The sequence below is a fragment of the Streptosporangium sp. NPDC051023 genome (genome assembly GCF_040689595.1).
In the GTDB taxonomy this organism is placed as follows: domain Bacteria; phylum Actinomycetota; class Actinomycetes; order Streptosporangiales; family Streptosporangiaceae; genus Streptosporangium.
Map to the genome: position 1 here is coordinate 107434 of NZ_JBFBCE010000003.1, position 20170 is coordinate 127603.

At 70.5% G+C, this 20170-nt stretch carries 18 protein-coding genes; 5 read left to right on the forward strand and 13 right to left on the reverse strand.

Annotated features, from left to right (window positions below; all coding sequences use genetic code 11):
• Position 1: 1 nt before the first annotated feature.
• The 3 genes from AB0395_RS03045 to AB0395_RS03055 all read right to left on the reverse strand — a co-directional run bounded on the left by AB0395_RS03045 (position 2) and on the right by AB0395_RS03055 (position 2983).
• Positions 2–1096, reverse strand: coding sequence for a serine hydrolase domain-containing protein (locus AB0395_RS03045; protein WP_366276352.1), 1095 nt, complete (start codon positions 1094–1096; stop codon positions 2–4).
• A 154-nt stretch (positions 1097–1250) separates the two neighbouring features.
• Entirely contained in the window at positions 1251–1895 is a 645-nt protein-coding gene (locus AB0395_RS03050; RefSeq protein WP_366276354.1) for a response regulator transcription factor, read from the reverse strand.
• The gene (locus tag AB0395_RS03055) at positions 1883–2983 is read right to left on the reverse strand and encodes a histidine kinase (RefSeq protein ID WP_366276356.1); all 1101 of its coding nucleotides are present in this window, start codon (positions 2981–2983) and stop codon (positions 1883–1885) included. The genes AB0395_RS03050 and AB0395_RS03055 overlap by 13 nt, the downstream gene beginning before the upstream one ends.
• A gap of 209 nt (positions 2984–3192) precedes the next feature.
• Between AB0395_RS03055 and AB0395_RS03060 the strand changes: the two genes are divergently transcribed.
• Both AB0395_RS03060 and AB0395_RS03065 read left to right on the forward strand, forming a co-directional pair.
• On the forward strand, positions 3193–3651 hold the full coding sequence (locus AB0395_RS03060; RefSeq protein WP_366276358.1) for a MarR family transcriptional regulator: 459 nt from the start codon (positions 3193–3195) through the stop codon (positions 3649–3651).
• Positions 3652–3725: 74 nt separating this feature from the next.
• Complete coding sequence (locus AB0395_RS03065) at positions 3726–4445, forward strand: DUF981 family protein (protein ID WP_366276361.1); 720 nt, start codon at positions 3726–3728, stop codon at positions 4443–4445.
• Between the two features lie 199 nt (positions 4446–4644).
• On the opposite strand, the gene AB0395_RS03070 is transcribed toward AB0395_RS03065, so the two are convergent.
• Positions 4645–5472, reverse strand: a complete 828-nt coding sequence (locus tag AB0395_RS03070; protein ID WP_366276364.1) for an SAM-dependent methyltransferase — start codon at positions 5470–5472, stop codon at positions 4645–4647.
• A gap of 137 nt (positions 5473–5609) precedes the next feature.
• The gene (locus AB0395_RS03075) at positions 5610–6242 is read right to left on the reverse strand and encodes a helix-turn-helix domain-containing protein (protein WP_366276366.1); all 633 of its coding nucleotides are present in this window, start codon (positions 6240–6242) and stop codon (positions 5610–5612) included.
• 453 nt (positions 6243–6695) lie between these two features.
• Here AB0395_RS03075 and AB0395_RS03080 point away from each other — a divergent pair, with 453 nt between their 5' ends.
• Positions 6696–8078, forward strand: coding sequence for a hypothetical protein (locus AB0395_RS03080; RefSeq protein WP_366276367.1), 1383 nt, complete (start codon positions 6696–6698; stop codon positions 8076–8078).
• Positions 8079–8388: 310 nt separating this feature from the next.
• On the opposite strand, the gene AB0395_RS03085 is transcribed toward AB0395_RS03080, so the two are convergent.
• The 8 genes from AB0395_RS03085 to AB0395_RS03120 form a co-directional block, all read right to left on the reverse strand.
• On the reverse strand, positions 8389–8802 hold the full coding sequence (locus AB0395_RS03085) for a nuclear transport factor 2 family protein (RefSeq protein WP_366276369.1): 414 nt from the start codon (positions 8800–8802) through the stop codon (positions 8389–8391).
• Positions 8799–10457: a hypothetical protein gene (locus AB0395_RS03090; protein ID WP_366276371.1), complete on the reverse strand. Its 1659-nt coding sequence runs from the start codon at positions 10455–10457 to the stop codon at positions 8799–8801. The genes AB0395_RS03085 and AB0395_RS03090 overlap by 4 nt, the downstream gene beginning before the upstream one ends.
• Positions 10454–11527: a cupin domain-containing protein gene (locus AB0395_RS03095; RefSeq protein ID WP_366276372.1), complete on the reverse strand. Its 1074-nt coding sequence runs from the start codon at positions 11525–11527 to the stop codon at positions 10454–10456. The genes AB0395_RS03090 and AB0395_RS03095 overlap by 4 nt, the downstream gene beginning before the upstream one ends.
• Positions 11524–12894 (reverse strand): histidinol-phosphate transaminase, encoded by a 1371-nt coding sequence (locus tag AB0395_RS03100; RefSeq protein WP_366276375.1) that lies wholly within the window; start codon positions 12892–12894, stop codon positions 11524–11526. Before AB0395_RS03100 ends, AB0395_RS03095 begins: the two co-directional genes overlap by 4 nt.
• 148 nt (positions 12895–13042) lie before the next feature.
• The gene (locus tag AB0395_RS03105) at positions 13043–13582 is read right to left on the reverse strand and encodes a hypothetical protein (RefSeq protein ID WP_366276378.1); all 540 of its coding nucleotides are present in this window, start codon (positions 13580–13582) and stop codon (positions 13043–13045) included.
• A gap of 487 nt (positions 13583–14069) precedes the next feature.
• On the reverse strand, positions 14070–14270 hold the full coding sequence (locus AB0395_RS03110) for an EF-hand domain-containing protein (protein ID WP_366276380.1): 201 nt from the start codon (positions 14268–14270) through the stop codon (positions 14070–14072).
• A 184-nt stretch (positions 14271–14454) separates the two neighbouring features.
• Positions 14455–16725 carry a protein translocase subunit SecD gene (secD, locus tag AB0395_RS03115; RefSeq protein WP_366276382.1) on the reverse strand — a complete coding sequence of 757 codons (2271 nt, stop codon included), beginning with the start codon at positions 16723–16725 and terminating at the stop codon, positions 14455–14457.
• Positions 16726–16793: 68 nt separating this feature from the next.
• On the reverse strand, positions 16794–17189 hold the full coding sequence (locus AB0395_RS03120; protein ID WP_366276383.1) for a hypothetical protein: 396 nt from the start codon (positions 17187–17189) through the stop codon (positions 16794–16796).
• A gap of 119 nt (positions 17190–17308) precedes the next feature.
• Between AB0395_RS03120 and AB0395_RS03125 the strand changes: the two genes are divergently transcribed.
• Complete coding sequence (locus tag AB0395_RS03125; RefSeq protein WP_366276384.1) at positions 17309–18970, forward strand: alpha-amylase family protein; 1662 nt, start codon at positions 17309–17311, stop codon at positions 18968–18970.
• Between the two features lie 162 nt (positions 18971–19132).
• Positions 19133–19924, forward strand: a complete 792-nt coding sequence (locus AB0395_RS03130; RefSeq protein ID WP_366276386.1) for an alpha/beta hydrolase — start codon at positions 19133–19135, stop codon at positions 19922–19924.
• Positions 19925–20170 lie beyond the last annotated feature (246 nt).

Here is a 20170-nt window from a genome sequence, read left to right on the forward strand (position 1 = left end):
GTCAGGCGCAGGCGGTGCGCTGGAGCAGTGTGGAGAGGGCCTGTTGCGGGTTTCCCGTGTACGGCGTGGCCGCCAGGCTGACCTCGCGACGGCCGTCCTGCCGCTGGAACGCCGCGGTGAAGTAGCCGCCGATACCCCCGGCCTGGCCGTAGAAGGTGCCGCAGGGGGTCTGCAGGGTCGTCAGGCCCATCCCGTAGGTGGTGCCGGGCGAGGGCGTCTTCATCAACGCGAGCTCGGCGGGCGGGAGCAGCCCGCCGCCGAGCAGGGCGCGTAGGAAGCGGTTGAGGTCGGCGGTGGTTGAGACGATGCCGCCTGCCGCCCCGAGGATGGTGGGGCTGAGGGCGGTGATGTCGGTGACGACGCCGCCGACGAGGGCGTAGGAGTGCGGATGCGGCCCCGGGATCGAGGTGGTTTCGCCGGGTGCTGAGGTGCCGGTCAGCCCGGCCCGCCGGATGACGCGCTCGGTGACCTCGCGGGCGTACGGCCTGCCGGTCACGGCCTCCACGACCATGCCGAGCAGGACGTAGTTGGTGTTGGAGTAGGCGAAGCGGCCGCCTGGTGCGTCGAAGGTGCGCGGCAGGCGGTTGGCGAGGGCGACCAGCTCCCGGTCGTGCCAGGTCCGCGTGGGGTCGCGGACGACGCCGGAGGCGTCGAGCAGGCCGGGCAGGTAGTCGGGGACGCCGCTGGTGTGCCGCAGCAGGTGCTCCAGCGTGATGTCGTCGGCCCTGTCCACGACGCCGGGCAGCCACTTGCCCACCGGGTCGGTCAGTCGCAGCCTCCCCTCGGCGGACAGCTGCAGGATGACGGTCGCGGTGAAGAGCTTCGTGACGCTGGCGATCCTGAACCTGCCTCCAGCCGGTGCCGGGCGTGGCGTGCCGTACTCGGCCTTGCCCGCGGCCAGCCGGTAGGTACGGCCGGCGTCTCGCACCTCGGCGAGCGCGGCCACCGAACCGGCGGTGACCGTGTCCTCCAGGGCCTGGCGCAGCTCGGCGCGGAGGACGCCGGGTTGTTCGAGGGCGGCCGCTCCGCCCGGGAGAAGGCCGACGAGGGTGACGGCGGCGGCTGCGGATACGGCGATGTGCCGGAAAACGGGCATGGCTCTCCTAAGGAATCGGGCAGGGAAGATCAGCTGAGGAGCTGAGCAGGGGAAAGTCAGCTGAGGAGCTGAGCAGGGGAAGGTCAGCTGAGGAGTCGAGCAGGGGAAGGTCAGCTGAGGAGCCGAGTAGGGAAGATCAGCTGAGTAGGGGAGGTCAGCGCTCGCTGTCGAGGTAGGCCAGGACGGCGAGTACGCGGCGGTGGCCGCCCTCGTCGGGCGGCAGGCCAAGCTTGGCGAAGACGTTGCCGACGTGCTTGTGCACCGCGTTCTCAGTGATCACGAGCCGCCGGGCGATGGTGGCGTTGCCGTGGCCCTGCGCCATGAGAGCGAGCACCTCGCGCTCGCGGGCGGTGAGGGCGTCGACGAGGCGGTCACGGCCGGACATGAGCTGCTCGACGACGTCGGGGTCCATGACGGTGCCGCCGGCCGCGACCGAACGCAACGCCGTGACGAACTCGCTGACCCGGGCAACGCGGTCCTTGAGCAGGTAACCGACGGCGCCGCCGCCGTCGGCCAGCAGCTCACGGGCGTAGACGCGCTCGACGTACTGCGACAGCACGAGCACCGGCAGACCCGGCCGGGAGCGCCTGGCCTGGATCGCCGCGCGCACGCCCTCGTCGCGGAAGGCGGGCGGCAGCCGTACGTCCACGATGGTCACGTCGGGCCGGTGCCGCAGCACGGCGGCGACGAAGCCGGGGCCGTCGGTTGCCACCGCGGCGACCTCGATGCCTTTGCTCGCCAGCAGCAACTCGACCCCGGCCGACAGCAGGACGTTGTCCTCGGCGATCACGACGCGCACGGCAGCCTCACCACGATGCGGGTCGGCCCGTTGGGCGGCCCGGTCACGGAAACCGTGCCGTCCAGGGCGGCGGCCCGGCGGCGGATGCCGATGACCCCGGTGCCGCGCGTCTCGTCCACGCCGCCGACGCCGTCGTCGGCCACCTCGACCAGCAGGACGCCGCGCTCCCGGGCGAGCCGGACATCGGCCCGGCCTGCCCGGCTGTGCTTGGAGACGTTGGTGAGGGCTTCGGCCACGATGAAGTACGCCGCCGCCTCGATCGCGGCCGGCAGCGGGCCTCGTACGGAGTCGTCCAGGTGAACGGGCACGTCGCAGCGGGCCGCCAGGGCCGCGAGGGCGCCGCCGAGGCCGCGGTCGACCAGGACCGGCGGATACATGGTGCGGATCACCTCCCGTAGTTCCACCATCGCCTCCTGCGCACCCTCGTGCGCCTCCCTGAGCAACTGGGCGACCGGGTCGTTCTCGCCCAGCGCCTCCCTGGCCACGCCGAGCCGGATGGCGATGGCGACCAGCCGTGCCTGGGCTCCGTCGTGCAGGTCGCGCTCGATACGGCGCAGCTCGGCACCGTGGGCGTCGACGACGGCGGCGCGGCTCTCGCCCAGTTCCATGACACGCTCGGCGAGCCACTCTCGTTCCGTGGGTCCCGACAGACATCGGCGGGCGAGCGCGTGGGCGAGCGGCGGCCCCGCCCAACAGAGAAAGACCAGCCCGAGGGCGCCGTACCCGAGCGCGGAGCCCCAGCTGTCCACCGGCGCGAGCAGTACGACCGGCCGGTCCTCGGGGTACAGCCACCACACGGGAACCACCGCGACCCGGCCGGCCGCGATGAAGGTGGCGAACCCGGTGATCATCCCGGTGAGGGCGAACTCCAGGCTCCACGGCAGCAGCCGACCGTCCCGGGGGCCCGGATCGGGGAGGCAGAGAAGGGCGGCGGCTCGGCGCCGGTTCCAGCCGGTCCACCGGCGCAGCCTGGCCGTACCCCCGGGGAGCGCCGCCGCAGGCAGCAGGACAAGGGTCGCCAGACCGCACCCCAGGCCCGTCAGTAGGTAGCCGCAACTTCGTACGGCCCGCGTCAATCTCTCGCGCATGACAGTCAGTTTGCCTATCGGCCCAGCGTGCGGTCACTACAGTCTGCTCCACCACCGGCCCGGACATCACGCGCGGGTGCCGCTGGAGGACGCCCGCGTCCCTCCGGGCGCGCGAGGCGTCACGGCCGCACCATCTCCCCGGCGCGTGACCTGAGCCTGCTGTCAGCACGGCTGATGATTTCCCCACCCCAAGGTCGTAGGTTGGGGGGATGAGCACGCGGACCGCAGCGCAGCAGATCTCCTCGGCGACCGGTTACATGCTCCTGCGCCTCGGCGACCTCGCGCGCGAGCGCATCGAGCGCGAGTTGCGGCGATGGGAGATCTCCGGCAAGGAGCTGCGGGTGCTCGGCTACGCGCACGAGCGGGAGCTGGCGCAGCGCGACCTGTGCGAGCTGTGCGGCATGGACCGCACGACGATGGTGTCCGTGGTCGACAAGCTGGAGAGGCTGGGCTATGCCAGCCGGGCGCGCAGCGACGTGGACCGGCGTAAGCACCTCGTCGTGCTGACCGGCCGTGGCAGGCAGGTCGTCGAGGAGGCGCTGGCGCACATGGCGGAGGTCGAGGCCGCTTTCCTCGCCACCCTCGACCCGGCGGAGCGGCGGCAGCTCAACGACATGATCGCCCGCCTCTACGTGGCGAACGACCCGGCCCGCTCCGCCTCCCCGTGACCCTTCATGGTTACCCGCTGTTTTGATATGACTACCCAGGGAAATTTCCCCTTATGGGGATACCTGGGGTAGTTGTGGCATGGCTGGTGAAGGTCGCTCCGGAGTTGAAGATCGACTGGGCCAGGATGCCCACCTACAACACGATCATGGCGGTCGCGGCGGGGGTCGGCCTGCTCCTGGTGGTCGGGCTCGGCCGCGAGCTGCTGCGCGGGAGGGTCCCCGACCACTTCGAGGGCTGGGCGCTGGCGTTCGGGGTGCTCGGCCTGATCCTGACCTTGACCGGCCTGCACATGACGCTCACCTGGCCGCTCGCCGGGCAGGGCTTCCCGTTCGACAACATCGTTTTCGGCGAGCCGTCATTGGCCTTCGGGGTGTTGATGCTCGCCGCGGCCCTGTACCTGTGGCGCAAGGGCGTCCTGCTGGCCGCCGCCCTTGACCGCCCCGGCCTGCTCGCCCGTACGGCGGGCCCCATCTCGCTGTTCGTGTTCGGCATGGGGCTGGCGTGCTTCGGCATCGCCGCCGCGGGGTGGACCTACACCCTGTTCGCCGCGCCACCCCAGGAGCCCATCTCCGGAGCCTTCGCGGACCTGCCGCTGCTTGAGGCGACGTTCATCTCCGGCCTCTACGTCCTGGTCGGCCTCGGTGCGGTGTTGTTCCCTTTCGCCCTGCGTGCCGGAGGTGGCGGGCTCGCGACCACCGTCGGGGTGTGCTGGGGGCTGGCCGGACTCGCGTTCACCCTGTTCGGCGCGTTGAACTACTTCACCCACATCGGCCTGATCATCAACACCATGTAGGCCCCGCGGGTGGATGCCCGCCGCTCCTCGGGAGGGCGTCGCCCGAGACGCGGCGAGACCCGGCACCGGGCCCTGCCGCGAGAGACCCGCCGTCCGGGGGCGGAACGGTCTGACAGCGGGGCAGGGCGGTGCGGTGACGGGGTGGCGGGACGGTCGGACGACGGAAGGGCGGCATGGGCCCCGAGGTCCGGCCGGGGTGTCAGGGCTTGCGGGCGACGCCGCAGAACTCGTCCACCTCGCGGTCGCTGCCGAGGACGACGGGGTGGGGCCGCCAGCGTGGGCACGAGACCACGCCGGGCTCGATCAGCTCCAGGCCGTCGAAGAACAGGGCGATCTCCTCGGGAGCGCGCAGGATGTACGGGGTTGACCCCTCCCTGTTCCAGATGGCGATCGCCTCCTCGAACTCCGGGCCCTTGATGACGTTGGTGCCGTCGGCGACCACCAGGTAGCTGCCGGAGGGCAGCGCGTCCAGCAGCCGCTTCACGATGGCCCGCGCCTCGTCGATCTCCGTGACGTGACCCAGGATGTTCATCAGCATGAGCGCGACAGGGCGGGAGAAGTCCAGGGTGGCTCTGGCGGCCTGCAGGATCCTGTCGGGGTCTCGCAGGTCGGAGTCGATGTACTCGGTGGCACCCTCGGGGGTGCTGACCAGCAGGGCGCGGGCGTGCGCCAGCACCAGCGGGTCGTTGTCCACGTAGACGATGTGGGACTCGGGGGCCACGCGCTGGGCGACCTCGTGGGTGTTGTCGACGCTCGGCAGGCCGGTGCCGATGTCGAGGAACTGCCGGATGCCCGCCTCGCCCGCCAGATATCGGACGGCACGGGCGAGGAACCCGCGCGAAGATCTCGCGATATCGGCTATATCGGGAAATATCGCACTAAACTGGTCGCCGATCTCGCGGTCGATGGTGTAGTTGTCCTTGCCGCCCAGCCAGTAGTTCCAGATTCGCGCTGAATGGGCCACACTGCTGTCGATTCCCCTCGGCGGTTCCTGACCGGAGGAGGAAGGGGGCGGGGCATCGGCCACGGGGAGCTCTTTCTTTGGCGCCGGAAGCGAACGAAGACCTTTATATCGCTATCTCACCGGTTCATCCCTTTTGGGAGAGCTGATTCATCGCTCAATTTCATATTTCATGGAACGGGCGGTACGTCGTAACCGAGGCGTCAGGCCAGAGAGCGGGCCAGCTCAGCCGCGGAGGCGGCCACCCTGGGGCCGACGATCTCGGGATCCAGCGGGGTGAAGGCGACCACCCCCACCGACGCCTCCAGCCAGGGAAGGCCGGGCACGGGGGCGGCTATGCCCCGGGCACCCTCCTGGAGCTGTCCTTCGGTGACCACGTAGCCCGTACGGCCCTCGCGCAGGGCGAGAACGGCCAGTCCGGCGGCACCTCTGGCCAGAGGATGGCGGGAGCCCTCACGATAGGCGACATGCATGTCCGTCCATGAGGGCTCGACCACCGCGACCGCCAGTCCGTCGTCCCCCTCGGCCACCGTGAGGTGCGCGGTCGCCCCGACCTCCTCCGCGAGCCTGCGCAGAGCCGGCAGGGCGCCCTGGCGGAGCAGCGGCTGGACGGCCCGGGCCAGGACCAGGACGCCGAAACCCAGATGCACGCGGCCTTCGCCGTCCCGCCTGACGAAACCCTCGCTCTGCAGGGTGGTGAGCAGGCGGTAGACGGCGGGACGGCTCAGCCCCAGCTCGGCGGCCAGCTCGGTCGGGGTCCGGCCGCGGCGGCCGTCGGCGAGCAGGCGGAGCAGGCGGAGGCCGCGTTCCAAGGTCTGCGAGGATTCGGCGGGCATCAGAGCACCTGCTGGGCTGGGAACATGTCCCTGATTATCCGTGGCGCGGGTCGCCGCGCCCATGGGGGGCGGCACGCGGTACGGAGAGAGCGAAACCCTCACGCCCGAGAGAGCCCCGGGGAGCCTGGTGGAAGGTTCCGGGAGACCGGCGAAGGTTCCGGAGATCCGTGGGAGTTCCGGGAGAGCGGGGGCCGCTGGGAGACCGGCGGAAGGTTCCGGGAGACCGCGGGAGTTCCGGGAGGTCGGCGGAAGGTCCAGGGGAGACCGGCGGAAGGTTCTGAGATGAGTGGATCGCGGAGCTGACCTCCCGATATGGCTTTTCGGTATGTCCTGCCTGAGCTGAATATGACATGGCGGGAATCTGACGTTTTTCTGACTGGGGCTGTTGAGGGGACGATGATCTGTATAGGGTGCAGACGATCGTTTTGATCGGCTTACCGGGGAGTTCAGGACATGCGACTCAACCTGCGACGGACTCTCGCCGTCGGCGCCATCCTCGCGGTCGTCGGCGCGGTGACGCCCGCGGCCGCCGCCTTCTCGCAGGACGACGATCGCAGCTGCAACGACCTGATGGGCGCAGACGCCCCGGCGTTCATCGTGTGCCGATGGCTGGCCAAGCCCGACGAGGCCTACGACATCGCGAAGTTCTGGGGGGCGAACGACGGGGCCAACCTCAAGGCCGCGACCCCTTCGGACGGCCAGTTCATCGACTGCTCCGCCCCGGGGAGCTCCTGCCCCACGCTGGAGGGTGACGGCATCGGAGGCGACGAGAACACCCCGATTCCCGAGGGTTCGGGGGACGGCGGAACACCCGAGTGCGACGCCACTCAGGAGTGCGCGGTCGGCGGTTACGAGGAGGGCGGCGACGGCACGGAGAGCGCGCCCGAGCAGGGCACCGCGAAGTCGGTCACGCAGACCCCCGCCCCGGCCACGCAGACCCCCGCCCCGGCCACGCAGGGCACCGCCGCCACCCAGGTCGTTGCCCCGACCTCGCAGGAGGTCGCCCAGGCCGCGCAGAGCCCCGTCGGCCAGGTGATCACCACCGCGAAGACCACCGGCCTCCGGGTCTGGATCGACACCGAGCTGGCCGACGACTGGAAGGCGGGAGCGGCGACCTTCGCCTCGGCCGTCAAGCGGATCGCCGTGCTGGCCGCCCGTCCCGAGGTGGCCGGAATCCGGTTCACGTCCCAGCTGGGCTACAACGCGACGTTCAAGACCGACGACGAGGTCCTGGCCTTCGTCACGGCGGCGTCGTCCGCGCTGCGCCAGGCCGCGCCCGGCAAGCGCCTCGGCATCCACACGGTCGTTCCCGAGCTGGCCTGCGGCGCGAACGACGCCTGCAAGACCGAGATGCGCAAGCGCTACCCGCTGCTGGCCCCGGAGAGGGTCGAGTCGCACCTGATCGCCGGTCGTGTCGACCAGATCTCCCTTGACAGCGGCCTGCTGAACGGCGGCTACGACACCTGGAAGATCAACGCCGAGGAGGCCCAGCGCAACCAGTGGATCCAGGTCCGCGCCCGCGCCTGGGACGTCCTGGCGCAGGTCACCGCGGAGGAGACCGGCCTCGTCGGGCAGCCGACCGCCGAGCAGATCGCGACCAGGGTTTCCAAGCCGGTCCTGGACGGCTCCGCCCAGCAGGTGAACGTCTGGACCCGGGTCCAGGACGCGAAGGGAACGGTCACCCGGCTGACCGCCTGGGACGAGCTGAAGAAGCTCGCCCCGATCCAGCGCCGCATGGCCGCCGTCTACGCCCCGGCGACCCCCGAGGTGGACGTGGCCTCCGACCTCAAGAAGCTCTCCGAGGTCTTCGGGCAGGTCTACCTCACCATCGCCTGAAAACCCGTGACCCATGGCGGGCCCGAGCCAACCACCCGGCTCAGGCCCGCCACCCGTAGCCGAAGGTGACGACCGACGGGGTGTGGAGGCCACCAGGCCCCACACCCCGTCGTCACATCACGCGACAACGAGCCCCTCCCCGCCGCGTGTTTTCGCCACATGTGCGTGTTTCACCGTGTGGCGAAGGGACGGTGATCACGCGCTTCTCCTTCGTCGCGTTCGGGGTTGTCACCGGCGCCGGTACGGCGAGCCGAGACACCGAGCTGGTCGGCGCCGATGGGCGGCGCGTGTCCCGACGAGCGTTCCCGGGTCATGGAGTCGGGCGCCAGGAGCTGCCCGCCCCCTTCTCCGCCTCGAACGCGGGCCTGGCCGTCACCGTGTCGTAGACGATGTGCAACGCCTCGATGCGCCTGTCGTCCGCGAGCTCCAGAACGTCGACGCACTCGAAGTTCGCGGGCTGTCCCGAGGGCAGGGTCCAGTCGAAGCGGAACCAGATGGTGATCAGTGGGTTTCCGCCGGTGGTCCTGCCCTCGGTCACGCCGAGCAGGTGAAGCCTGGCGCGGCCGGTGTCCGCGAACAGCGCGGGATAGAACTCGGCCGCGGGCATGGGGCCGTACAGCGGGGAGTGGACGATCCCGCCCTCTCGGTACAGGCCGAGCACGGCCTCCAGGTCGCCCCGCTCGAGGCCGTCGAGATAGGCGGTCGCGAGCTGTTCGGGCGTCATGCTTTCTCCGGTTCCGCGAGCTGTTCGAGCGCAGTGAGGTCGATCTCCATCGCGCTGGTCCCCGGCGGCAGGCCCAGCGCTCTGATCGTTTCGGAGCACAGCTCCCCGGCGTGGCCGAGCACGGTCGGGCCGGCGAGCAGCTCGACACAGCGCCCCGGCAGCCACGGAGGATGTCCGGCGGCGCGCGTGGTCAGCCCCGTCCCCGCGATGCCCGCCGCGGTGCGCGCCGTGTCGACGATCTCGGTCCACCCTGACTCACCGGCCAGTACGGCGGCCAGATGGTGCGGCTGCGCGGGGATGGCGGCCCGCAGGGCACGGAGCTGCCCATCGGTGGGAGGACGGTCGGCGGGCAGGCACGGTGGCGGGTTCGCGCGGAACGGGGAGGTGAACGCCGTGCCCTGCTCGAACAGCCCCGCGTACGGCCGACCGCGATCCACGTCATGGCGCAGCGCGGCCAGCAGGCCGGGCAGGAGCGTGGTACGCAGCGCGGGCTCCCCGGGGCTGATCGGGTTGACGAGGGTGAGGGTTTCGCGGCGCGGGTCATCGGCGGCCAGGCCGAAGGCGTCCCACGCGGCTCCGCCGACGAAGGGGAAGGTGGGCGTCTCGACGTATCCGGCGGAGGCCAGCGCCCGTCCGACCAGGCGCCGGATGCTCTGCGACCAGGTCAGCCCGAGACCGGGCCACGCACGGGAGGAGACCGGTGGCTCAGCCGTCCCGAGTGCCAGGCGCACGCCGCCGTCGACGATGTCCCGCATGTCCTCAAGGCCGTGCCTGAGCATCAGCGTGCGCTCGACCCCCATGCCGAAGGCGAACGCGCTGTACTCGGCCGGGTCGATGCCGCACGTGGCGAGCACCCTCGGGTGAACCATCCCGCAGCCGCCCCACTCGATCCATCCCTCGCCACCACAGGTACGGCACGGGCCCGCCGAGCCACGTCCCGGGGCGCCGCGACAGACGACGCACGCCACGTCCACCTCGGCGGACGGCTCGGTGTACGCGAACCAGTGGGGACGCAGCCGAGTCACGACGCCGTGGCCGAACACCGAGGAGGCGAAGTAGTCGAGGGTGCTCCTGAGGTCGGCCATGGTCAGGTCCCGGTCGACGGCCAGCCCTTCGACCTGGCTGAAGACCGGGCTGTGGGTGGCGTCGACCGGGTCGGGGCGGAAGACACGCCCCGTGCAGACCATCCGGATCGGCGGTGAGGCACCGAGCATCTCCCGGATCTGCACCGGCGAGGTGTGCGCCCGCAGCACCAGGCCTGACCTGCGCCCGGGGCCCGAGGGGTCCGCGACGAAGAAGGTGTGGTCCAGGGCCCGGGCGAAGTGCCCCTCGCCCATGTTGAGGGCGTCGAAGTTGAACCACTCGGCTTCGACCTCGGGTCCCTCCGCGATCCGGTAGCCCAGGTCGACGAAGATGTCGGCGATCCGGTCGGCCATGACGACCACAGGATGCCTGGTCCCACGAGGCTCGCACGACGTCCCACCGAGTCCGTACGGTGCCCCGCGAGGTTCGTGCCGCCCGTAGTCCTCCACAGGGCCTTCGTGGATTACGGGATCTCCAAGATCTTCCAGCTCTTCGGGCTTTCCTGACGCTCCACAGAATCTGCGACCTTCAGGACCTTCGGGGCACTCGGGATCTCCAGCGACCTTCCTCACCGTTCATGCCCCATCGTCCAGGCGGCGACGCGCTCGTGGACCAGATCCATCTGGTCCCACGCCCGCCTGCAGGTCTCCATGAGCCGGGGGAACGCCGAGGCGGGCAGGCTTCGGAGGTAGGCCCTGCCGATGCTCCTGTGGTCCTCGTCCGCCTGGGCGTGCAGGTTGAAATAGCCCCCCTTCGACGCCTTGTCCTGAAAGACCTCCGAGGTGGCGAGGCCGAACGCGTGACCGCTCGACTCGACGACCATGTGCACGAGCACGATCTTCTGAGCCTCGTCGAGCTGGTGCATCTGGGCGACGAACCAGTTTCCCGCCGCCTCCAGGACGGTGTCGTAGGCGTCGGTTCCCGCGTCGTGGTGTTCGAGTAGCAGGCGGTCGTGGCCGAGCTCCTCGCGCAGGTGCTCGCCGTACTCCGCCCGCAGGCGCATGTCCGTGCAGGCGGCCTGGCGGGCGTGGAGCATCCGCTGAAAGTAGACGGACCACACGTAGAGGGCGGCGAAGAACCGGGCGCGCAGCGCGGGCTCACGCTGCAGCCTGCCGGTGCCGAAAAGGGCGAACAGCGCGTTTCGGGTGTGCCGTTCGAGCAGCGACTCGTTCAGCCGCTCCAGCTCGGCCAGCGCGGCCCCCGCGTCGCCGAAGCTCGCCCTCGGCACCAGCTCGTGCTCGTAGAGCCCGGCCCCCTCGAACTGCACGGACAGGCCGTGGAACTCCTCGCCGGGGCGGGTGCGGAAACCGTGGTCGCTCTCCGGCGGCACGCACACCACGTCGCCCTCGGACAGTTCGCGTTCACATGTGCCGAGCAGCAGCACGGAGCCGCTGCAGACCAGGATCATCGACTTGGTCGGATGCCGGTGGACGGCCAGGGTCTCCCCATCACGCAGCCGTACCCAGGCGAACGAGGGGCGGCCCGCCTCCGGCAGGAATTCGGCGAGGGCGCCGTTGCGGCGGAAGTCCCGTTGCTGGCCGAGTTGGTGGATCTTGCCGTCCACTCTGACCGAGGTGACGGCTCGGATGTCGTCGCGAGCGACGGTTGTCACGGACGGCGCCGTGGTCGTCTCTGCGCTCATGTCTGGCGTCCCTTCCCCTGGGACCGCGGTGACCACGCTGTCTGCGGTGCCTGTGCCGTTCGTGCTGTCCGGAGTGCCCACGCCGCCCGTGTCTTCGCGCCCGTCGCGGGCTCCACACCCGCTCCCGCGCCTGCTCCTGTACTCGCTCCCGTGCCCGTCTCCCGCGTGACTCCGGGACTGTGCGCGGTCCCGGCCGTCCGCGTCGTTCCTGGAGTCTGTGCCGTCTCCGGTGCCGTTTCCGGCGCTGTTTCAGGTGCTGTTCCCGGTCCTGTTTCCGGTCCTGTTTCCGGGGTCGTTTTCGGGGCCTGGGCCGCTCTTGGGGCCGCCTTCAGCGCGGCGATCAGCCTGGAGTTGGCCGACGGCCGCCCGACGGAGATGCGCACGTGTCCCGGCCAGCCCATCGGCTCGGGCATCGTGTCGAAACCGGCCCGTCGTAGCTCGGCGGCGAGGTCGGGGTCCCCCTCGATCGTGACGAAGCCCGCCTCGGCGAAGACGCGCCCCACTCGCGGGCACCCGGCGAGCTCGGCCGCGAAACGATCGCGTTCCCCCGCGAAGGCCTCGATCTGCCCGCGTAGCATCGCGAGCTGCGACAGCTCGGTCATGGCCTGCGCCGTCACCGGTCCCGGCAGGGCGAACGGAAGCCGCGCCTTGCGCAGCGCGAGGAGCAACTCGGGATGCGCGAGCACCGCGCCCAGGCGCAGGGCGGCCATGCCGAGCGCCTTGGACATCGACCGCACGACCACGAGATTGGGACGGTCCGGGATCAGGTGCCGGTAGGACGGGCGTCCCGAGCACTCGACGTACGCCTCGTCGATCACCACCAGGCCGCGGAAGGAGTCCAGGAGCAGCAGGACGTCCTCCGGGGCGAGACAGGTGCCGGTCGGGTTTCCCGGGTCGCACAGGATGACGCCCTTGACCGGGAGCGCCGCGAGCCGTCCGACGTCGAGCCGGTCGAGGTTCTCGCCCAGCAGTGGGACGGGGTGGCGGGCGATCCGGTACACCGCGGCGAGCTCGTCGAAGATCGCGAAACTGGGGGGCGTCACGGCCACCGCGTCCGAGCCGGGTTCGAAGAACGTCCGGAAGATCAGGTCGAGCCCGTCGGCCGCGCCTCTCGTGATCAGGATGCTGTCCGCTCCCCAGTGCCATTCCGGGCCGCCGGGGGCGGGCGCGATCTCGACGGCGTCCAGTGCGCGGGCGTACGCGGCGACCAGGTCGCCGTTCCTGTTGTCCGGGTAATGGCGGTGCGGTCCGCCGAAGGGATTCTCGTTGTCCCTCAGGTTGATCAGGTCGTGACGTCCCGGACGGGAGTCGAAGGGGAACGCCGATCGCATCGACCGGATCACTTCACGTGCGAGACCTCCGGCCATGTCTCACCTCCCGCGGAGAAAGCCGGATGGAGGACCCCGGAGACCGACCGGTCGTGTGCCTGGTGTCTCCGGCTGGCTCCGCGCTGTCGCGGTGAGTCGGCGGGAGGTCGGGCGAGGGGAACGACCGATCCGCTGCGCGGGATCCGGGTCAGCTCGTGCTGGGAGCCGCCAGCAGGCGCTGAGCTGGGATGTCCGTTCTCTGGCTGCCGTAGAAGTCCTTGATGCTGGCCACCCAGGCACGGGTGGTGACCCTGCCCGCGCCATGAGGGTCGAGCCCCTCGAACAGGGCGTCTATGCGCGTGGGATGGAAGCCCGCGGCCTGCAGACAGGCGACAAAATGGACATATTCAATGAACCCGTCGTCGTCGACGTCGGCCAGAGCGGCGAGTGACTCCGCGTACTCCCGGATGACGTCGTCGAAATGCTCGGGTCCGGCGACGTGGGCGATGTATTCGTGGAGGCCGACCCTGCCGCCGTCGCCGGTTTCTCCACTGCCCCTGAGGCCCCGCCAGTATCGGCGGTGCCCTTCGAGGACCGCCACGGCCTTCGGGGAGCCCGCAGGTTCGGCGACCGCCTCGATGATCCTGCTCGCCAGGCGCTCGAAGTCGTCCGCCTCCAGATATCCGTTCGCGTCCGTGTCGAGCATGGCGAACCGGAGCCTGACGCGTTCCAGCGGTGCGGTGGTCATGTGCCACCTCGGTCGTGAAGGGGTGGCGTGGCTGCGTGATGCATCGAACCCTTACCTCTCCGTTACAATATGAATCTCATTGGCTACTTTAAGTTATTAGGTCGTGAATGGAGAGTCAATAGCTCTCCCGGGCAGGCGTGAATGCTTTGCCATATCGCTTGATTGGTGCAGGGATTTACTTATTTAAATCCATGCAAATATGTGTGAATCCGTTTTAAATGGCAAATATCCACATTTTGTGGGGGCGGTGTCCGGGGCGTGCCGAGAGACCCGCGGGCACCGGGTTCACGCGGGGAGAGTCGGGTTCACACGGGGTGAGGAGGCCACGATGGAAGGCCCGGGGCGGAAGGAGCCCGGGCAGGGGGAAGAGCCGGGGCGGAAAGCCTCCGGTCGGAAGGTCTCAGGACGAGAGCCTCGGGTGGGGAGGGCCTCGGGCCGGGGACCGCTGGGGCCCTCGGCCCTCCCGCGCGGTCACCGGCCCGGGAACCTAGTGAAGATATCCGGCGAACTCCTCCAGGGAGATGAGGCCGTCGCCGTCCAGGTCGATCCTGGCCATGGCCTCGGCCGCGGCCTCCGGGGTGATCGGCTGGCCGAGCACCTCCATGAGGCGCGTCAGCTCGGTGACCGAGATCAGGCCGTCGCCGTCGACGTCGAGGATTTTGAAAGTCGTCGCGTAGTCGTCCGCCACGGGTACATCCGCCTTCCGGCAGCAGGGGAAATCAGAACGCAAGCACATTAGCGGCCCATCCCCTCCCCGAGGGAAGCCCCGTCAAACCCCGGGGAGAGCCCGGCCTGACCCCGAGGGGAGTGCGTCTCCTTCCCCGGGGAGGCCGGGCCGGTTCCCCGCAGGATCACCGCAGGATCACCGCAGGTCAGACCACGGCTCCCGACCCGTCCCTGGTCCTGTGCGCCCGCGTGTGAGGGGGGCGCGGCGGCGGCGCCGTACCGCGCCTCTCGAACTCGATCGCCAGCGGCGCCGCGACCAGTGCCGAGGACAGGGTGCCCACGACGATGCCGATCAACAGCGCGATCGCGAAGTCGGTCAGTGAGTCGCCGCCGAGTACGGCCAGCGCGCCCAGGATGAACAGCGCGCCGAGGCCCGTGTTCACCGTACGGGGCACGGTCTGCAGGATCGCGGTGTTGACCACCTCGGCGAACGGCGCCTTGCGGCGCGTCCCCCACAGCTCGCGGATCCGGTCGAAGACCACGACCTTGTCATTGACCGAGTAGCCGATCACGGTGAGCATCGAGGCCAGGAAGACCCCGTCGACCGTCTTGCCCAGCCACGCGAACGTGCCGACCACGATCGCCGCGTCCGCGACCAGGGCGAGCACCGCCGCGAGGCCGAACGTCCAGCGGAAGCGGAAGGCCAGATAGGCGAGCTGTGCGGCGAGTGCGACGCCCAGCGCGATCAGCGCGTTCCTGCGCAGCTCGTCGCCCAGGCTCGGGCCGACCAGCTCGTCGCGCTCCTTGGCGACCTGGCCGCCCTTACTCTCCAGCGCGGCCTCGATCCTCGCCTCCTCCGCCGCGCCGATCCGCCCGGCCCGCACGGAAACGCCCGCGTCCGACGACTGCACGACGGCGTTCGGGAACCCGGCGTCGGAGACCAGCTCACGCGCGGCGTCCGCGGTGAGGGGAACACTCGTCGAGTACTCCATCAGCCTGCCGCCGGTGAACTCGACCCCGAACTCGACCCCCCTGACCGCGACCCCGGCGACGGCCGCCGCGACCAGCGCACCGGTGACCACGAGGTACGGCACTCGCCGCCGCATCAGCCGGGGGCCGCGCGCGGTCAGCCACCTGCGGACCCGCCCGATGTCGGACAGCCCGGTGAGCCGGGGCCGCCGGGCGACCGGGGGCAGGTTCACCGCCCACTGGGCCAGGACCCGGGTGACGACCATCGCGGTGAACAGCGAGGCGACGACCCCGATGGCCAGGGTGACCCCGAAGCCCCGCACCGGTCCCGAAGACAGGAAGAACAGCAGGCCCGCGGCGAGCAGCGTGGTGATGTTGGAGTCGGCCACCGCACTCCACGCGTTGCGGAAGCCCTTCTCCAGCGCGGGCCGCAGGCGCGCTCCCGCGGCGTACTCCTCCCTGGCGCGTTCGAAGACGAGCACGTTCGCATCGACGGCCATGCCGATCGCGAGGACGAAGCCCGCCAGTCCGGGCAGGGTGAGGGTGGCGCCGAGCGCGACCAGCGCCGCGTACGAGATCAGCGCGTAGCAGAGCAGGGCGACGGCGGCGAGCATCCCCGCGAGGCGGTAGGTGATCACGATGAACAGCGCGGTGAGCACAACGCCGATGACGGCGGCCTGCGCGCTGGCCGTGATGGCCGTCGCGCCGAGCGTCGGGCCGACGGTCCGCTGCTCGACGATCTCGACGGGCACGGGCAGCGAGCCGCCCTTGATCAGCGCGGCCAGGTTCTGGGCCTCCTCGACGGTGAAGGAGCCGGTGATCTGGGTCGAACTGCCCGGCAGCCCGACCCCGCAGGCCACGCCCTCGTTCACCTGCGGCGAGATGAGGACCTTCCCGTCGAGCACGATGGCGACCCTGCGCCTGGGGTCGCCCGCCGGGTTGCAGGCGGCCTCGCCGGTCAGCTTCGCCCACGCCTCGCGGCCCTTGTCGCGCAGGTCCAGGGTGACGAACCAGCCGCCGCCCCGCTGCGGGTCCGTTCCCGCCTCCGCGCCGCTGACGCCGTCCCCGGTGAGCCTGGCGGGACCGATGAGCAGCTTGGCGCCGTCCTCGTCGGGGATGACGCGCTGTCCGTCTCCGGCCTTGGTCCCCTCTCCGGCCAGGCCCTCGACGGGATGGAAGGTGAGCTGCGCGGTCTTGCCGATGACCTCGGCGGCCCTTGCCGGGTCCTGCACCCCGGGCAGTTCCACGATGATGCGCCGCTCGCCGGAGCGGGCCAGCGGAGCGTCCGCGACGCCCAGCGCGTCGGCCCTGCGGCGCAGCACCTCAAGGGTGCGGTCCGTGGCCTCCGCGTCGGCCTTCGCGGTGGGGGAGTCCTTTGTCTCCAGCACGATCTGGGTACCGCCGCGCAGGTCGAGACCCAGGCGCGGCGTCATGGTCAACGCGATGAGAAGTGAGATGGCGATGACGGCGAGCGCCGTCACCGCGCGCACCACGGGGGCACGCGACATGGAAGCCTCCACAGGCTGGGGAGAGTTTTCGGGCACGGCGAAGCTCCCGGAGGTGGTTCCGGGGCGGATCAGACGCCTGTGGAGGGTGGGGCTCTGGCCGGACCGGCCTGTGGGGCGGAAGGCGGGTGAGGGTCCTCGCCCGCGGGACGGGAGCGGAGGCCGGTCGCGGGAAGGCGGTGCGCGAAGCCGTCCTGAGGGGGCGCGACCGGGTGGCCGCCACCTCCGCCGGCCGCGCTGAGGGCCGTGGCGAGGGCCGCCACGGGGTCGTGCGGGTGTTCGCCCGCGGACGTCCGCCGGGAAAGGGGATGCCGCTCGGTGGCGGTCGCGGCGAAGGCCGCGTGCCGTACGAGGGAGGTGGCACCGGAGCCGGTTCCCGTAACACCGGCCGTGCTTCCGGCCACGAGCAGCGGGAACAGCAGGGCCAGCAGCCAGCCGAAGGGCGCGCCGCGCCTGAGCTGCCGCATGGTCCCCTCCCGTGTCGCCTCCACCGTAGCCGTCCTGGTCTCGATCCGGTGGCCGATCCCCAGGGGGGTTTATCAATTTATATCCCCATAAAGCATTCCGGCTCGGGTAGTGCGGCCGCATGCGACTGACCTACACGGCTGATCTGTGGTGGAAGAACGCCGTCGTCTACTGCCTGGACGTCGAGACCTACAAGGACGGAAACGGTGACGGAGTCGGCGACTTCAGGGGGCTCACCCAGCAGGTCGACCATCTCGACCGTCTCGGGGTGACCTGTATCTGGCTGATGCCGTTCTTCCCCACCCCCGGTCGCGACGACGGCTACGACATCACCGACTTCTACTCGGTCGATCCTCGCCTGGGCACCCTCGGGGACTTCGTGGAGTTCGTGCGGACGGCCAAGGACCGGGGCATACGGGTGATCGCCGACCTGGTGGTGAACCACACCTCCGACGAGCACCCCTGGTTCAAGGAGGCCAGGGCGGGGCGCGACGCGGCCAAGCGCGACTGGTACGTGTGGAAGGACGACCCCGACCCGGTCGACCCGGAGGCGATCGTCTTCCCCGACAAGGAGGACGGCGTCTGGGAGCTCGACAAGAAGAGCGGCCAGTACTACCTGCACAGCTTCTACCGTTTCCAGCCCGACCTGAACCTGGACAACCCCGAGGTCCGCGACGAGATCGCCCGTATCCTCGGCTTCTGGATGCAGCTCGGCCTGTCCGGGTTCAGGGTCGACGCGGTGCCGTTCCTGATCGAGGGGATCAGAGGTGACCCGCACTCCTACCTCGCCGACCTGCGCGCCTTCATGAACCGCCGCGACGGCGGCGCCATCCTGCTCGGCGAGGTCAATCTGCCCTACCCGGACCTGATGCGCTACTTCGGCGACGGCAACGGCGACGAGGTCACCATGTGCTTCGACTTCATCGGCATGCAGCGCTTCCACCTGTCGATGGCCCGTCAGAACCCGCAGGCCCTCGCCGACGCCCTGAGCCAGCGCCCGGCCCCGCCGAAGGACTGTCACTGGGCCACCTTCGTCCGCAACCACGACGAGCTGACCCTGGACAAGCTCACCGACGCCGAACGCCAGGAGGTCTTCGCCGCCTTCGGCCCGAAGAAGGACATGCAGGTCTTCGACCGCGGCCTGCGCCGCCGCCTGCCTCCGATGCTCGACGGCGACCTACGGCGGCTCAAGCTGGCCTACAGCGTGCTGTTCTCCCTGCCGGGGACCCCGGTGCTCTTCTACGGCGAGGAGATCGGCCTGGGGGAGAACCTGAAGGGCGAGGGCCGGATGGCGGTCAGGATCCCGATGCAGTGGACCCCCGACGGGGGCTTCTCACCCGTCGCCGCCAAGACCCCCGTCCCGTCCCCCACCGGGAAGTACGGCCCGCGTAACGTCAACGTCGACGCCCAGCGCCGCGACCCGGACTCGCTGCTCCGCTGGGTCACGATGCTCATCGAGCGCTACCGGGAGTCGCCCGAGCTGGCCTGGGGCGACTACGACGTCCTGGCCTCGGGGGACGAGGCCGTACTGGTCCACAGGGCGGACGCGGAGGGCGGGACCGTGGTCGCCGTCCACAACTTCGCCGACCGCGAGGCCGAGGTCGACTTCGTGCTGAAGGGTCTCGACGGCCGGCGGGTGCTGACCGACCTGCTGGTCGACGGCACGCTCGACCTGCCCGCCGACGGCCGGGTGAGGTTCACGCTTGAGCCGTACGGCACCCGCTGGTTGCGTTCCGCGGCCCCCGACCAGCCTCTGGAGGACGCCTCGGCGAAGGGAAGCTGACCCGGGCTCGCCCCTCCCGTGACCGGCGGCCGAGCGCGCGCCGCCGGGTGCGGCCTTCGCGGCCTGCCTGATCTCGCGCATCGCCTCCTCGACCGCTGCGGACTTCGGCCCGCAGCGCTGATGATGAGGCATAGCGATCACTACAGAAAGAAGAGGTCTGTCATGCCTGCCGTCTCCGTCTCCGGCATCCCCGTCACCTACGACGTCGCGGGCGCGGGGCCGCAGCTCGTGCTGGTCCACGGCACCGGCGGCGACGCGCGGACGAACTTCGGCCGCCTGGTCGGCCGCTTCGCCGACCGGCGCACCGTGATCACCCCGAACTACTCGGGCAGTGGCGGCACTCCGTTGCCCGCGGGCGAGCTGACCGTCGACCTGCTCGCCGACCAGGTCGCCGCGACCTTCGACGGCCCCGCCGACCTCGTCGGGTTCTCGCTCGGCGCGGTCGTGGCCGCCGCGGTCGCCGCCAAGCATCCCGGCCGCGTCCGCAGCCTCGTCCTCATCGCGGGCTGGGCCAACGGCGCCGACGACCCCAGGCTCAGGCTCGGCCTGTCCCTGTGGGCGAAGTCGCTCGGCGACAGGAACTTCGCCGGGCTCGGCGTGCTGCTGGCCTTCAGTCCGGCCTTCGTGCGGGAACTCGCCGACGACGGGCTCGCCCTGCTCCTCGCCTCTGAGCCCCCGCCGGGTACGGCCAGGCAGATCGCCCTCGACCTTGAGGTGGACATCCGCGACCGGCTCCCGCTGATCACCGCCCCGACCCTGGTCGTCGGCAACACCCAGGACCACCTCATCCCGGTCGAGCACGCGCGGGAGCTGCACCGCCTGATCCCCGGCAGCCGCTACGCCGAACTCGACAGCGGCCACATCGTCGTGCACGAGCGCCCCGCCGAGCTGACGGAGCTGATCAGGGAGTTCATCCTTCCCGAGATTCCCGGAGGCCGGGCCCGGGCTCGGTGAGGCCGGGGCCGGGGGAGCGCGGTCGGCGTGACCGTCCCGGGCCGGGTGCGGGGCCACTCGCGGAACCGCATATGCTTCGCATGGCCAAATTTATGGATTTAGTGGGACTTAAAGGGAGAAATTGACCGTGTACAAGGAGTTCGCTGTCGAGGCCGTGGTGTGGCTGATCCCCGTCGTCGTCCTGCTGGGCCTGGCTTTCATGATCACCGCCGGTTGATCGTCGCCGGTTGATCCGGCTACGGCGCC